This window comes from Mycobacterium stomatepiae, assembly GCF_010731715.1.
GTDB lineage: Bacteria > Actinomycetota > Actinomycetes > Mycobacteriales > Mycobacteriaceae > Mycobacterium > Mycobacterium stomatepiae.
In genome coordinates this window covers 2,725,227-2,740,999 of record NZ_AP022587.1, presented here as the reverse complement: position 1 = coordinate 2,740,999, position 15,773 = coordinate 2,725,227, and the positions used below count along the sequence as shown (strand labels likewise).

The 15,773-nt window shown below is 64.8% G+C and carries 7 protein-coding genes and 4 pseudogenes; 5 read left to right on the top strand and 6 right to left on the bottom strand.

Annotated elements, in window-relative coordinates; genetic code table 11:
• The first annotated feature begins 14 nt into the window (after positions 1–14).
• Positions 15–1,235 carry an NADP-dependent isocitrate dehydrogenase gene (locus G6N54_RS12840; protein ID WP_163790476.1) on the top strand — a complete coding sequence of 407 codons (1,221 nt, stop codon included), beginning with the start codon at positions 15–17 and terminating at the stop codon, positions 1,233–1,235.
• Here G6N54_RS12840 and G6N54_RS12835 read toward each other — a convergent pair.
• Positions 1,232–2,029: an alpha/beta fold hydrolase gene (locus tag G6N54_RS12835; protein WP_163794705.1), complete on the bottom strand. Its 798-nt coding sequence runs from the start codon at positions 2,027–2,029 to the stop codon at positions 1,232–1,234. The two genes, G6N54_RS12840 and G6N54_RS12835, sit on opposite strands and share 4 nt — an antisense overlap.
• A gap of 126 nt (positions 2,030–2,155) precedes the next feature.
• Here G6N54_RS12835 and trpS point away from each other — a divergent pair, with 126 nt between their 5' ends.
• Both trpS and yhjD read left to right on the top strand, forming a co-directional pair.
• Positions 2,156–3,175: a tryptophan--tRNA ligase gene (gene trpS / locus G6N54_RS12830; RefSeq protein ID WP_163790475.1), complete on the top strand. Its 1,020-nt coding sequence runs from the start codon at positions 2,156–2,158 to the stop codon at positions 3,173–3,175.
• A gap of 10 nt (positions 3,176–3,185) precedes the next feature.
• Positions 3,186–4,214 carry an inner membrane protein YhjD gene (yhjD, locus tag G6N54_RS12825; protein WP_163790474.1) on the top strand — a complete coding sequence of 343 codons (1,029 nt, stop codon included), beginning with the start codon at positions 3,186–3,188 and terminating at the stop codon, positions 4,212–4,214.
• On the opposite strand, the gene nagA is transcribed toward yhjD, so the two are convergent.
• A complete protein-coding gene (gene nagA, locus G6N54_RS12820) occupies positions 4,211–5,338 on the bottom strand; it encodes an N-acetylglucosamine-6-phosphate deacetylase (RefSeq protein WP_163790473.1) in 1,128 nt (375 codons plus the stop codon). The two genes, yhjD and nagA, sit on opposite strands and share 4 nt — an antisense overlap.
• Positions 5,329–6,678, bottom strand: coding sequence for a sugar porter family MFS transporter (locus G6N54_RS12815; protein WP_163790472.1), 1,350 nt, complete (start codon positions 6,676–6,678; stop codon positions 5,329–5,331). The genes nagA and G6N54_RS12815 overlap by 10 nt, the downstream gene beginning before the upstream one ends.
• A 170-nt stretch (positions 6,679–6,848) precedes the next feature.
• On the opposite strand from G6N54_RS12815, the pseudogene G6N54_RS12810 reads away from it, so the two are divergent.
• Positions 6,849–8,131, top strand: a pseudogene (locus tag G6N54_RS12810) (MFS transporter); the annotation flags it as partial.
• 17 nt (positions 8,132–8,148) lie between these two features.
• Here the strand turns inward: G6N54_RS12810 and G6N54_RS12800 are convergent.
• Together G6N54_RS12800 and G6N54_RS12795 are read right to left on the bottom strand one after the other, a co-directional pair.
• Positions 8,149–11,018, bottom strand: a pseudogene (locus G6N54_RS12800) (MMPL/RND family transporter).
• A pseudogene (locus G6N54_RS12795) lies at positions 11,015–11,384 on the bottom strand (MmpS family transport accessory protein). The pseudogenes G6N54_RS12800 and G6N54_RS12795 overlap by 4 nt, the downstream one beginning before the upstream one ends.
• A 237-nt stretch (positions 11,385–11,621) precedes the next feature.
• Between G6N54_RS12795 and G6N54_RS12790 the strand changes: the two are divergent.
• Positions 11,622–12,887, top strand: a complete 1,266-nt coding sequence (locus G6N54_RS12790; RefSeq protein WP_163790469.1) for an MFS transporter — start codon at positions 11,622–11,624, stop codon at positions 12,885–12,887.
• Here G6N54_RS12790 and G6N54_RS12785 read toward each other — a convergent pair.
• Positions 12,835–15,719, bottom strand: a pseudogene (locus G6N54_RS12785) (MMPL/RND family transporter). The gene G6N54_RS12790 and the pseudogene G6N54_RS12785 sit on opposite strands and share 53 nt — an antisense overlap.
• Between the last annotated feature and the right edge of the window lie 54 nt (positions 15,720–15,773).

Below are 15,773 nucleotides of genomic sequence, written 5' to 3'. Positions count from 1 at the left end.
GTGGGAGGACACCGATGTCCAAGATCAAAGTTCAGGGCCCCGTAGTCGAGCTTGACGGTGACGAGATGACGCGTGTCATCTGGAAGCTGATCAAGGACATGCTGATCCTGCCGCACCTCGACATCAACCTGGACTACTACGACCTGGGGATCGAGCACCGCGACCGCACCGACGACCAGGTGACGATCGACGCGGCGTATGCGATAAAGAAGCACGGCGTGGGCGTCAAGTGCGCGACGATCACCCCCGACGAGGCGCGCGTCTCCGAGTTCAACCTGAAGAAGATGTGGCTCTCGCCGAACGGGACGATCCGAAACATCCTGGGCGGCACCATCTTCCGCGAGCCGATTGTGATCTCGAACGTGCCCCGACTGGTTCCGGGCTGGACCAAGCCGATCGTCATCGGCCGTCACGCATTCGGCGATCAGTACCGATCCACGAACTTCAAGGTCGACAAACCCGGCACTGTCGCAATAACTTTCACGCCTGCCGACGGCGGTGAGCCGATCGTGCACGAGATGATAGACATCCCCGAGCACGGCGGTGTCGCGATGGGGATGTACAACTTCAAGGACTCCATCCGGGATTTCGCCCGCGCCTCGCTGGCGTACGGCTTGAACGCCAAGTGGCCGGTCTACCTGTCCACCAAGAACACCATCCTCAAGTCCTACGACGGCATGTTCAAAGACGAATTCCAGCGCATCTACGACGAGGAGTTCAAGGACAAGTTCGAGGCGGAGGGCCTGACCTACGAGCACCGGCTGATCGACGACATGGTGGCCGCCTGCCTGAAGTGGGAGGGCGGCTACGTGTGGGCCTGCAAGAACTATGACGGCGACGTCCAGTCGGACCTCGTCGCGCAGGGCTACGGCTCGCTGGGACTGATGACCTCGGTGCTGATGACGGCTGACGGCAAGACCGTCGAGGCCGAGGCCGCTCACGGCACCGTCACCCGGCACTTCCGGCAGTATCAGGCCGGCAAGCCGACGTCGACGAACCCGATCGCCTCGATCTTCGCCTGGACGCGCGGTCTGGCGCACCGCGGCAAGCTGGACAACACGCCCGAGGTCATCGACTTCGCGCAGACGCTGGAATCCGTCGTCATCGCCACCGTCGAGAGCGAGAAGATGACCAAGGACCTCGCCATTCTGATCGGCCCCGATCAGAAATGGCAGCAGAGCGAGGAGTTCCTCGGCTCGATCGCCGAGAACCTGCAGAAGGCGCTCGCCAGCTAGCCGGTGGACGCCCGGTGGCTCGCGTCGCCGTTGGTGCACTTGTCGAGGAAGTCGCCGATCACGTCGGCCAGGCGCTCGGGCGCCTCGAGCATCGGGACGTGCCCGACGCCGTCGAGCGTCGCCACCCTCGTCCCCTTGGGCAGGAAGTCGGTGAAATGCCCGCTGAACCGCCTGGGGGGGAAAATTCGATCCTTCTCGCACAGCACCAGGTGGGCCGGAACGGCCGTCTCGGCCAACTCCAGGAGCCCGGGCTGCAGCAGCGCCTTGACCATCAGCTGGAAGTAGGCCGGGCAGTGCGCGGCGTCGTCGATGATGCCGGACAACTGGCGCTCGCTGATCCCGTCCGACGTCGCGCTCAGCGGCAGGGTGGCCAGCTGACGGCTGAACGGCAGCCGCAGGGCCCGTTGTCCGAGCAGCCGGGCCGCCAACAAGACCGGCATCAGGGCGATGAACTTTAAGATCACCTGGAATTTGCCCGGGGTCCAGCGTGCCCATCCGCCCGCCGGTGCGATGCCGGTGATGCTGCGCGCCCGACCGCGCCGCTCCAGCTCGAACGCGACCCAGCCGCCCAGCGAATTGCCCACGATGTGGGCGGTCTCCCAGCCCAGTTCGTCCATCTGGCGCTCGACGTGGTCGGCCAGCACCGCCGAGCTGAGCAGCCAGGTGCCGGCGTACCGACCGCCGTTGTGACCGGCCATGGTCGGGGCGAACACCTCGTAGCGGCCGCTGTCGGCCAGCCGCCGCGCCACGTCGTCCCACACCGCCTGGGATAGCAGGAACGGGTGCAGCAGCAGAACCGGCTCCCCAGAGCCCTGGTGGATCGGCGTGCGAGTCGTCATGCCCTCGACTTTACCCAGTACCGGCGGTACCGAAACAGCGTGTCGAACGATGCCGGGGCCGCATGAAAAGATCGGAACATCATGAGCACCGCTACCGGACCCGGCCGGATTTTTTCCGGCGTGCAGCCCACGTCTGATTCTCTTCACCTCGGTAACGCGCTGGGCGCGGTCACCCAGTGGGTCGCGCTGCAAGACGACCGCGACGCGTTTTTCTGCGTGGTCGACCTGCACGCGATCACCGTCGCGCAGGATCCCGAGGCGCTGCGACGCCGGACCCTGGTCACCGCCGCGCAGTACCTGGCGCTGGGAATCGACCCGGCCCGCAGCACCGTCTTCGTGCAAAGCCACGTGCCCGCCCATACGCAGTTGGCGTGGGTGCTGGGTTGCTTCACCGGCTTCGGGCAGGCGGCCCGGATGACGCAGTTCAAGGACAAGTCGCAGCGGCAGGGTACTGACTCCACCACCGTCGGGCTGTTCACCTATCCGGTGTTGCAGGCCGCCGACGTGCTGGCGTACGACACCGATCTGGTTCCCGTGGGCGAGGACCAGCGCCAGCATCTCGAGCTGGCCCGCGACATCGCGGAGCGGTTCAACAGCCGCTTCCCGGACACGTTCGTCGTCCCCGATATGTTCATTCCCAAGGCCACCGCCAAGATCTACGACTTGACCGACCCGACGTCGAAGATGAGCAAATCAGCGGCCACCGATGCCGGCCTGATCAACCTACTCGACGATCCGGCGTTGTCTGCCAAGAAGATTCGCTCGGCCGTCACTGACAGTGAGCGCGAGATCCGGTTCGACATCGAGGCCAAGCCGGGCGTTTCGAACCTGCTGACCATCCAGTCCGCGGTCACCGGAGTCGGTATCGACAAGCTCGTCGACGGCTACTCCGGACGCGGATACGGAGATTTGAAAAAGGAGACCGCCGAAGCCGTCGTCGAATTCGTCGCGCCGATCAAGGCCCGAGTCGACGAATTGACCGCGGATCTGGCCGAATTGGAGGCCGTGCTGGCGGACGGCGCGGAGCGCGCCGACGATGTGGCCGGAAAAACGGTCCAGCGGGTCTACGATCGGCTGGGGTTTCTACCGCAACGGAGGTAGTGCGTTCACCATGGACGAGCCGGCCAAGCCAGGGATCCTTGACCGGTTGCGGGCCCGGTTCGGATGGCTCGATCACGTGCTACGCGCCTACAAACATTTCGACGAGCGCAACGGCGGCTTCTTGGCGGCCGGCCTGACGTACTACACGATCTTCGCGCTATTCCCTTTGCTGATGGTCAGTTTCGCGGTCGTCGGCTTCATGCTGGCCCAGGATCCCAGACTGCTCGCCAGCATCGACGACCACATCCGCGACGCGGTCGCGGGCGAGCTCGGGCGGCAGCTGGTCGACTTGATGAATTCGGCGATCAACGCGCGCACGTCGGTCGGCGTGATCGGCCTGGCCGCCTCGGCGTGGGCCGGTCTCGGCTGGATGTCCCATATGCGCGGGGCCGTAACCGAGATGTGGTGGGACGAGCCACCACAGTCGCCGGGCTTCGTGCGCGGGAAGCTGTCCGATCTGGTCGCGATGTTGGGGACGTTCGTGGTCATCGTCGCGACCATCGCGCTCACCGCACTCGGGCACGCGGCGCCGATGCGCGCGGTGCTGAAATGGGCTGGTGTGCCGGATTTCTCGATCTTCGGCGAGCTCTTCCGGGGTCTTTCGATATTGGTGTCGCTGCTGGTGTCGTGGATGCTGTTCACCTGGATGATCGGCCGGCTGCCGCGACACCGGGTCAGCCTCGCCGACTCGGCGCGGGCCGGCCTGCTCGCGGCGATCGGCTTCGAGCTGTTCAAACAGGTGGCCTCGATCTACCTGCGGGTCGTGTTGCGCAGTCCGGCGGGCGCGACGTTCGGGCCGGTGCTGGGCTTGATGGTGTTCTCCTACATCACCGGGTATCTCGTGCTCTTCGCTACCGCCTGGGCCGCCACGCTTTCCAACGATCCGCGCAGTAAGTACGCCCCGCCGCCGGCGCCCGCAATCATCGCGCCGCGGATCCTGCTGGACGAGGGGATCAGCACCCGGCAGACGCTCACCGCGATGGCGATGGGAGCCGTTGGCGCGCTGGCCCTTTCCCGCCTGACCCGCTGGCGGCGTTAGCGCCAGGCGCCCTGCGCCATCACGGCCGTAACCCGCAACTCGCGGTCCAGCACAACAAGATTGGCGTCGTAGCCGACCTGCAGGGCGCCCACCTCCCGCAGGCCCAGCGCCCGCGCCGGGGTCGTCGAGGTCATCTGCACCGCTGCGGCGAGTGCGGCATCGGCGTCCGGGCCGAGCCGCGAAACCGTGCGGAACAGCTGGTCCATCGTGGCGGTGCTGCCCGCGATCGTCGACGTCGCATGCACCCGGGCCACCCCGGCCGCCACGTCGACCTGCACCGCCCCGAGCTGATAGCTGCCGTCCTCGCGGCCGGCCGCGGCGATCGCGTCGGTGATGACGGCGACCCGGTCGGGCCCGACCGCCCGGACCACCGCGTGCACCGCGGCGGGGTGTAGGTGGACGCCGTCGGGGATCAGCTCGACGGTCACGTCGGGGCTTTCCAGCAGCGCGAGCGCCGGTCCGGGCTCGCGATGGTGCAGCGGCCGCATCGCGTTGAACAGGTGCGTGCCGACCCTGGCGCCCAGGGCGATCGCCTGTTGGGTCCGCTCATAGGTCGCGTCGGTATGTCCCAGGGCGACAACGACACCCGCGTCCACGAAGCGCCGGATCGCCTCGCTGCTTCCCGGTCGCTCCGGTGCCAGGGTGACCATCCGGATCGTGCCATCGCCGGCGGCCAGGACGTCGTCGACCTCGGCGGGCTCGGGATCGCGCAGCTGGGCCGGATCGTGTGCCCCGCAGCGTGCCACGGACAGCCACGGCCCCTCCAGGTGGATGCCGGCGACGACGCCGAATCGGGTGGCGTCGGCCAGCGCCCGCACCCCCGCGATCAGCTCGTCGGGCGCGGCGGTGACCAGACTGGCCAGCGTCGTGGTGGTGCCGTGGCGCCGGTGGAACAGCGCCGCTCCGGCGATCTGTTCGGCCTCCAGGTACGAGTTGCCGCCACCTCCGTGTACGTGCATGTCGATAAATCCGGGCACCACAAGGCAATCCAGGAAATCCCGGTCGGGCTGCCCGGGCGGGGCGCCGGACCCGCAGGCGGCGATCCGTGCACCGGCGATCTCCAGCCATCCCGGCCGGCAGACCTGGCCATCGAGGACGATGGCGTCCGCGCGGATCAGCGGCACGGGTCCGAACAGCGGCCGCCGTTTTCCCAGAAGTGCCGGATCTCCTCGAGCTGGCGTCCCTTGGTCTCCGGCGCATACCGATACACGAAGCCGAAAGCCACCACGGCCAGCACCCCGAACACCGCGAAGGTGCCAGCGCCGCCGAGGGTATGCAGCATGGTCAGGAAAATCGCCGCGACGATCGCGTTACCAACCAGGTTGGAGGTCAGCATGACGCTCGACCCGATGGACCGCAGCCGGGTGGGGAAGCTCTCGCTGGCGTAGACCCAGCCCAGGGAACCGAAACCGAGGGTGTAGCCGACGATGTACAACAGGATGCCGGCGAACCCGAGGGCCGCGCCGCCGATGCCCCGGCCGAACACCGCCGTCAGCACGATGTCGGCCACGATCATCATGGCGATGCCGCACAACAGGATTGGGCGTCTGCCGACCCGGTCGACCAGTGTCAACGCGGCGCCCACGGCTGCCAGGCCGGCTACCTGAACCAAGGCCGGCAGGCCCAGCAGTGCGAAATTTCCGGTGAATCCCATCGCCTCGAATATCCGGGGGCTGTAGTAGATGATCGCGTTGATCCCGGTGATCTGCAGCAGGAAGCCGAGCGCGATCACGAACATGGTGGCCCGCAAGTACGGTGGTCGCAGCATCTCGGAGATGGCGCCTTTGAAACCGGGGGAGCCTTCGCTCAACGCGAGGCCGATCCCGGCGAGCTCCTCGTCGGCGTTGCCGGCGGGCTCCACGCGCAGCAACACGCGCCGGGCGTCGTCGACCCGTCCCTTCAGCAAATACCACCGTGCCGTGTCGGGCAGCCGAATCACCAACGGCAGCAACAACATCACCGGCACGGCGGCCAGCCCCAGCATCAAGCGCCAGCTGTGGGTATCGGCCAGCAGGTAGCCGACGAGGTAGCCGACGATGAGCCCGGAGACGATCGTCAGTTGGTAGGCGGTCAGCAGCGCACCGCGCACCGCTGCGGGCGCCGATTCCGCTATGTATACCGGGACGACCACCACCATCACGCCGATGGTCACACCCAGCAACAGTCGTGCCGTCAGCAGCATCGGCAGTGACGCCGAGAATGCGCCCAGCAGCGCGAACGCCGCGTAAGCGCCCAGGATCAGCATGATCGATCGTTTTCGGCCGATCGCATTGGCGAGCACGCCGGCACCGAGCGCTCCGGCGATCTGGCCGATCACCGCCATCGTCGTGAGAAGTTCTTGTTGGGAGGTGGAGAGTGCGAAATCTTCGGTGATGAACAGCTGCGCGCCGGCGATGATGGACAGGTCGTATCCGTAGATGAGGCCCACGCTGGCGCCGGTGAGGCCGATGCGCGGACCTCTCAAGCGATCGGCACCCGATGCAGGGCTTCTGTCATCCGCAAGACGGTGCCACAGGCAGGCATTGGCGGTCAACGCCGCGGGGCGTGTCCTCCGACGGGGGGACAAGGAATTCCACCCGCGGCGTCCGATCGGAGGATGTTATTCATTCGTCACCGACCTTAGATTCTGTTGTTATGCCCGTCACACTGCTGCCAGCCCCCGCGGCACAGCCGCGCGTGTTCGGGCGGCTGCTTTCGCAGGGCACTTTCTACACCGCGGGCATGCAGCTCAGCAATGGCACCGTGATCTTGCCGTTGATCTGCGCACACCAGGGTCTGACCTGGGTGGCCGCGCTGCTCTTTCCGGCCTTCTGCCTCGGCGATATCGTCGGAAATTCGGTGACGCCGCTGGTGCTGCAGCGAGTGGGCCGGATGCGGCACCGGCTGCTGGCCGTGATCGCGGCCAGCGTGGCCGCCCTGACCCTGTGCGACGCACTGGTTCCCTGGCACGGCGCCCCCACCGCGGTGGTGTTTCTGCTGACCTGCGCGGCGGCCGGAGTTCTGCTCGGAATCGCCGGTGTCGCCTACCCCGATATGGTTTCCAGCAAGCTGTCCGGGGCGCGGCGCGGCGAGCTGTTCTTGTTCCAGAGCGCCATCGGGTCGGTGCTGGCCACCGTTGTCACGCTGTTCGTCGTGCCGATGCTGGCCCACGGCAACGAGATGGCGTACCGCCGCGACCTGTTGTGGCTGGGTGCGGTCGGGCTGGCGGGCTCGGCCATCGCGGCGCTGTTCGTCGGGCCGGTGCGGTCCACCTCGACCACCCCCCGGATGTCGATGCGGGAGACCTATCGGGAGGGCATCGCGATCGCCCGGTCGCAGCCGTGGTTTCGCCGGTACATGATCGCGTGCCTGTTGTTCGGTCCGGTCACCCTGGGGACCACCTTTTATGCCCTGCGTACCACGCACCACAGCGGCAGCCTGCATGTGTTGGTGATCCTGTCCAGCATCGGCCTGGTTTTCGGGTCGCCGCTGTGGCGCAAGGTCTATCGCGTGTTCGGAGTGCGCGGCATGATGCTGGGCAGCGCGTTGCTCAGTGTCACCGCCGCCACGCTGACTTTGGGTGCCGAGGTCTACGGCCAATGGACCCACGTCTGGGCCTACGGCACGGTGTTCCTGTTGGCGACGGTGGCAGCCCAGGCCGTCTTCGCCGCGAGGCGATCTCGTGGCTCAGCGTGGTCGCCGAGGAGACGCACCGCGGCACACTGATCGCGTTGAGTTCGACGCTGGTTGCCGTCGAAACCATGGCACTGGCGGCGGTGCTCGGGAACATGGCGCAGAACCACTCCACCATTTGGCCCGACGTCGTGGTGCTGATCCTGGCCATCGGTGCCGCGCTGGCGTCGCTTACCGCTCCGCCGTCGGAAACACGGCGGGCGGTCGCTCCTCGCGTCCGGTCCTTCCCGGCCGCATCACCGGCCATGGCCCTGCAGGCCGTCTAGGGCCGCGCTATCTCCGCCGGTTTCTCGGCGGGCGGCAGCAGCAGGGCTCGCACCAGGCGGCGGGGTCCCGACGACCTGAGCATCCGGCTGGCCGGGCGGGGGCGTACGCGTTGCGGCCACCAGAACCAGCGGCCGAGTAACGCGGCGATCGACGGCGTCATGAACGAGCGCACGATCAGGGTGTCGAACAGCAGGCCCAAGCCGATCGTGGTGCCGATTTGGCCGATGATTTGCAGGTCGCTGAACACGAACAGCGACATGGTGACGGTGAACACCATGCCGGCCGCCGTGACGACCCCTCCGGTGCCGGCCATCGCGCGAATGATGCCCGTGTTCAGTCCGGCGCCGATTTCCTCCTTGAGTCGGGAGATCAGCAACAGGTTGTAATCCGACCCCACGGCCAAGAGCAGGATCACCGACATCGCCAGCACCAGCCAGTACAAGTCGATGCCGAGAATGTCCTGCCAGAGCAGAACGGACAGGCCGAACGAGGAGCCCAAGGAAACCAGCACGGTCCCGACGATGACGGCGGCGGCGATTACGCTTCGGGTGACGATCATCATGATGATCAGATGAGACTGATCGCGGCGACTCCGGCGATCAGCAGGTCGTAGAAGGCGCCCTCTTGAATGTCCCGGTACGTCGACGCGGTGCCGCCCATCGAGATCGCGGCGCCCTGCAACGGGGTTCCCTTGATGGCCTCCTTGGCCGCCAGCTGGATCGGCTCGACGCGGGAGATGCCCTCGGGCGTCGACGGATCTCCGTCCAGCGCAATGATGAAGCGGGCCGCTTTGCCATCCGGAGACAAGAACATCTTCAGGCCCCGCTTGAAATCCGGATTTTCAAAAGCCGACTGCGGCAGATAGAACGAATCGTCAACCTGAGCGGCGTCGAACACCCGACCCATGGCGCCGGGGTCTTTGGTATTCATCTCCTGCTCTTTGTAGAACGACAACAGCGTGCCGTGCCAGACGACCATCATGTCGCGCATGATGGTCATCGTCGAAATCATCGGTAGCATTTGCGCTCGCATCTCGGGTAAGAGCCGGATGAGGACATCCATATCCTTGACGAGCGATTCCAATTTCTCGCTGAGCTGATCGATGTTGTCAAACGTTTCGAATATCGACCGCACCGCCCAGCAGGCGGGGATATCGAAACAGTGCTTTTCCCAGTAGAAGTAACTGCCAACCGGACGAAGGAAATCCGACAGGTCCGCGAGGTGATCTCTGATGGTGTCGGTGGTGCTCGACATGTCATGCGTGAGGTGATCCATGTCGACGGTGTTGTCGACGATTTCGCCCATGAGTTGATACATGTGCTTCATCGTGTCGATCGAGACAGTCATCGCCTGCACCTGAATCAGCATGTCGTCCAGGCGGTCCTTCATGAATTGCATGTTTTCGGCCTGGCCGACACCCTGCATGCTCATGATGAACGGAATCGGCGTGTGTTTGAGGGGCGTCCCCAGGGGCCGGGTTATCGATTTCACCTGCGAGATTCCGGGGCTGTGGAAGATGGCTTTTGCGACCTTGTCCAGGATCAACATGTCGACGGGCGTACGCATATCGTGATCGGTCTCGAGCAATAGCACATCGGGGTTGAGCCAGGACTGCGAAAAGTGTCGACCCGCGGCCGCATCCCCGACTACGGCCGGCATGCTGGCCGGCACAAACCTGCGCAGATCGTAGGTCGTCCGGTAATTCGGCAAGGCCAACAGCCCGACGAAGGCCACCGCGCAGGTCGCCGCGAGCACCGGGCCGGGCCAGCGCACGATCGCGGTTCCCACCCGGCGCCAGCGTCGAGTAGCCATCCTCCGTTTGGGTTCGAACAACTTGAAGAGGCTGGCGATGGTCAGCACCGCCGGGCCGAGCGTGAGCGCGGCGAGGACCGCGACCAACATGCCCACCGCGCACGGCGGGCCCATCGACTTGAAGTACGGCAGTCGGGCAAAACTGAGGCAATACATGGCGCCGGCGATGGTCAACCCGGAGCCCAGAATCACATGGGCGGTGCCGTGAAACATGGCAAAGAATGCGGCTTCTCGGTCCTTACCCGCGTAACGGGCCTCGTGGTAGCGGCCGAGCATGAATATCGCGTAGTCCGTGCTGGCGGCAATGGCCAGCAGGGTGAGCAGGTTGACCGCGAAGGTCGAGAGGCCGAAAACGCCGTGATCGACCAGAAAACTGACGACTCCGCGAATTGCCCCCAGCTCGATCCCGACCAGGACGACGACGAGGACCATGGTCACGACGGAGCGGTAGATAAACAGCAACATCGCCGCGATCACCACCCCGGTAATCAGGGTGACCCTTTCGATGCTTTTGTCGCCGGCCTCGGATTGGTCGGCGATCAACCCCATCGAGCCGGTCACGTACGCCTTGAGCCCGCGCGGCGCCGGAGTGGTGTCCACGATATGCCGCACGGCGTAAACCGAGTTGTATGCCGCAGTTTCGGTCTTGCCGGCGAGGTAGACCACCGCGTAGGCCGCCTTATCGTCCGCACTTTGCGATCCCCCGGCGGTCAGCGGGTCACTCCAGAAGTCCTGGATGTGCGCGACGTGCTGGGTGTCGGCCGAAAGCCGCCGCACCAGTTCGCTATAGAAACGGTGAGCGTCGTCGCCGAGAGGTTTGTCGCTTTCCAGCACGATCGTCGCCGCGTTGTCGGAACCGGATTCGCCGAATACCTGTCCCACCCGCTTGAGCGCCTGCACCGATGCACCGCCCTTGGGGCTCATCAAAACCGAGTGTGCTTTGCCGACCACTTCCAGCTGCGGGATAGCGATATTGAGAATGGCGGTGAGCCCCAGCCATAACAGGACGATAGGCACCGCAAACCGGCGGATGATCCGTGCTGCCCGGCTCATCCGGCGTTCACCTGGCAGAAGGTCAAGGCTTTCGGTCCGGTCTCGGATCGCTCGTCCTTAGTCGCGCCGTTCACCTTGATTCGGCAGCCGATGACGCTGCCGTTGCTTTGCGCCAAAAGGTTGACGGTGACCGAAGTCAGCGTCGTGGACACCGTTTGCGACCACGGCAGGGCCGAAGACTTCATAGGTCACTCGCTTCGGGTCGAACACCGGATCATCGAGATCAGCCTTGACCCTGACCACGGGATGCCCATGAACGCCGAACATGCTGTGTAGGCGATAGATTCCGAGCGCCGCGACGCTGGCGATCGCGATAACGGCCAGCAGCAACCACATTCGTTTCACGAGTCGGGTAACCGAAACCATCTTTACCCCCGTGCTTTGTCACCGGGTCGCAAAACGATTTGATGTGTCAATGCGTTAGCGGGTTACGCTACCGTCAATGAGCTAAAGCATCGAGCGTTTCAGCCAATCGTTATATGGCATATGGCTCCGTAATTGCGCTATGGGTCTGCGGTTCCCCCAACCGGGGGACAACAACTCGTCTGGCCGTATCCGATCGGTGGATAGTTTTGCCTGCTCAGTGCCCATAATGTCTACGTCATGGCCGCATTATCGGCGGAGGTTTCAGCACACACCAACCCGTTCCCGCGCCTGCCTTCGCAGGGCGCGTTCTACACGGCCGGGATGCAATTCAGCAATAGCGCCGTGGTGCTGCCGTTCATCTGCGCGCACCTGGGCCTCACCTGGTTGGCCGCGTTCCTGTTTCCGGCCTACGGCGTCGGCTCCATCGTGGGAAATTCGCTGTCTCCGGCGGTGCTGCGGCGCGTGGGCCAGATGCGCCACCTGGTGCTGGCGGCGATGGCGGCGACTGGGGCCGCGCTGATCGTGTGTGACGCGGTGATCCGCTGGAATGGCCTGCTCGCTGCGGCGGTGTTTCTGCTGACGAGCGCCGGGGGCGGAGTCATCGTTGCGATCTCCAACGTCGCCTGTCCCGACATCACCTCCGGCAGGCTGTCCGCGTTGAAGCTGCTGTCGGTGCAGGGCGCCATCGCGTCGGTGGCGGCCACCATCGCCGCGCTGTTCGTCGTGCCGGTGCTGGCCACCGCCGACCGGATGGCGTTGCACCGCGATCTGCTGAGTCTCGGCGCATTCGGGCTGGCTGCCGCCGGCTTCGCGGCACTGTTCGTCGGCCCGGCGCGGTCCACGTCGATCGCCCCGAGGATGTCCGTGCGCGACACCTGCCGGCAGGGCTTCGGGGTCGCCCGGTCCCAGCCGTGGTTTCGCCGGTATGTGATCACGTGCCTGTTGTTCGCCCCGGTCACCCTCGGCACGACCTTCTATGCCCTGCGGTCCGCGCACCAGAGCGGCACGTTGCATGTGCTGGTGTTCCTGTCCACGGTCGGGCTTGTCATCGGTTCCGCGCTGTGGCGCAAGATCTATCAGCTGTTCGGGCTGCGCGGCATGTTGCTGGGCAGCGCAGTGCTCAGCGCCGCCGCCGGCGTGCTGTCGATCGCGGCGGAGTCCCGCGGTCAGTGGTTTCACATATGGGCCTACGGCACCGTGTTCTTGCTGGCGACGGTGGCCGCCCTGGCCGTCTTCGCCGCGGCGATAGCGTGGATCGGCGTCGTTGCCGCCGAACCCCACCGCGCGATGCTGATCGGCTTTTGCTCGACGCTGCTTGCCATCGAAACGACAGCGCTGGGTGGCGCGCTTGGCGGCCTCGCGCAAAACCATTCCACGATCTGGCCCATCGTTATTGTCCTGATCCTGGCCGTCGCCGCCGCCGTAGCGTCACTGGGCGCGCCGCCCCCGCTTAGGGCGGAAGCAGCAGGGCTCGCACCAGGCGGCGGGGTCCCGACGACCTGAGCATCCGGCTGGCCGGGCGGGGGCGTACGCGTTGCGGCCACCAGAACCAGCGTCCGAGCAGCGCGGCGATCGACGGCGTCATGAACGAGCGCACGATCAGGGTGTCGAACAGCAGGCCCAAGCCGATCGTGGTGCCGATTTGGCCGATGATTTGCAGGTCGCTGAACACGAACAGCGACATGGTGACGGTGAACACCATGCCGGCCGCCGTGACGACCCCTCCGGTGCCGGCCATCGCGCGGATGATGCCCGTGTTGAGCCCGGCGCCGATTTCCTCCTTGAGTCGGGAGATCAGCAACAGGTTGTAATCCGAACCCACGGCCAACAGCAGCATCACCGACATCGCCAACACCAGCCAGTACAGATCGACGCCGAGCAGGTCTTGCCACACGAGCACGGAGAGGCCAAAAGAGGAGCCCAGCGAGAGCAGCACCGTCCCCACGATGACGACGGCGGCGACCGGGCTTCGGGTGACGATCATCATGATGATCAGAATGAGACTGATCGCGGCCACCAGGGCGATCAGCAGGTCGTAGAGGGCGCCCTGTTGGAGGTCTTTGAACGTCGCGGCGACACCGCCCATCGAGATCGCGGCGCCCTGCAACGGGGTTCCCTTGATGGCCTCCCTGGCCGCCTGCTGAATCGGCTCGACGCGGGAGATGCCCTCGGGCGTGGCGGGCGCTCCGTCCAGGGCGATGATGAAGCGGGCCGCTTTACCGTCCGGCGACAAGAACATGCTCAGGACTCGCTTGAAACCCGGGTTGTCGAAGGCGGCCTGCGGCAGATAGAACGAGTCGTCAACCTGGGCCGCGTCGAAGACACGGCCCATGGCGCCGGGGTCTTTGCTGTTCATCTCCTGCTCTTGATACAGAGACGCAAGGGTGCTGTGCGAAATGGCCAGCATGCCCCGCATTGTCGTCATCGTGGAGATCAGCGGGAGGAGTTGCGCCCGCATCTGCGGCAATAGCCCGATCAGCACGTCCATGTCTTTGGCGAAATGCCCGAGCTTGTCGCTCAGCTGATCCACGTTGTCGAACGTGTCGAATATCGATCTGGTCGCCCAGCAGATCGGAATATCGAAACAGTGTTTTTCCCAGTAGAAGTAGCTGCCGATCGGACGGAGGAAATCCGACAGGTCCGCAAGATTGTCCCTGATGGTGTCGGTGATATTCGACAGGTCGTGTGTCAGGTGGTCCATGTCGACGTTGGTGTCAATGAGCTGACCCATCAGGTCGTACATCCGGTGCATCGTCTCGATCGACACGTCCATCGCTTGCTCTTGGACCACCATGTCGTCCACGCGGCCCCTGATGAATTCCACTTGTTCGGCATTCATCACGTCGCGCATGCTGAGGATGAACGGAATCGACGTGTGTTTGATGGACGTTCCCAGGGGTCGGGTTATCGATTTCACCTGTGCGATTCCGGGGGTGTGAAAGATAGCTTTAGCGGCCTTGTCCAGTACCAGCATGTCCACCGGATCGCGCATGTCGTGATCGGATTCGATCAACAGCACCTCGGGGTTCAGCCGGGCCTGGGAAAAGTGTCGACCCGCGGCCGCATCCCCGACAATTGACGGCATGCTGGCGGACATGAATTTGCGCAAATCGTAAGTCGTCTCGTAATTCGGCAACGCCATCAGGCCAACGGACGCGACCGCGCACGTTGCGGCGAGCACGGCGACGGGCCAGCGGACGATCGCGGTTCCCACCCGGCGCCAGCGGCGAGTGGCCATCCTGCGCTTGGGTTCGAACAGCTTGAAGAAGCTGGCCACGGTCAGCACCGCCGGTCCGAGCGTGAGGGCGGCCAGGACCGCGACCAACATGCCGATGGCACAGGGAGCGCCGAGCGTCCTGAAATACGGAAGCCGGGCAAGGCTCAGGCAATACATGGCGCCGGCGATGGTCAAGCCCGAGCCCAGAATCACATGCGCGGTCCCGCGAAACATTGTGTAGAAGGCGGTTTCAGTGTCTTCACCGGCGTAGCGGGCCTCATGGTAACGGCCGAGCATGAATATCGCGTAGTCCGTGCTGGCGGCGATAGCGAGCAGGGTGACCAGGTTTGTCGCGAACGTCGAAAGACCAAAAGCGTTGTGGTAAGCGAGAATTGCGACGGTTCCGCGGATCGCCCCGAGTTCGATCCCGACCAGAACGAGGACGAGGATCATGGTCACGACGGACCGGTAGATGAACAGCAACATCGCCGCGATCACCACGCTGGTGATCAGGGTGACCTTCGCGACGCTCTTGTCGCCGGCCTCGGTTTGGTCGGCGATCAGCGCCTACGGGCCAGTGATATACGCCTTGACCCCGGGCGGCGCCGGGGTGTTGTTCATGATGTGCTGCACGGCGTGGACCGAGTTATAGGCCTGTGTTTCGTTGTCGCCGACGAGGAACACCACGACGTAGGCGGCCTTGTCGTCCACGCTTTGCGATCCCGCCGCCGTCAGCGGGTCACTCCAGAAGTCCTGGATGTGCGCGATGTGCTGGGTGCCGCCGAAAGCTTGCGCATCAGCTCGTCGTAGAAGCGGTGCGCATCGCTACCGAGTGGCTTGTCTCCTTCCAGCACGATCGTCACCGAGCTGTTGGATTCAAACTCATGGAATACCTGACCCACGTGTTTGATCGCCTGGACCGCGGTCGCGTCTTTCGGGCTCAACGACACCGAGTGTGCTTTGCCGACCACTTCCAGCTGGGGGATGGCGAGATTCACTACGGCGGTCAGTCCCACCCATAACAGAATGATCAGTACCGCAAAGCGGGCGATCATCCGGGGCATAAATGGCGGGCCTGAATTCGCGGCGACGGGGATGGCGGCGAACGGCAACAACATTCGCTTCACGACTCGGGTAATCGAAATCATCTTTACCCCGTTTGGCTGCGTTAG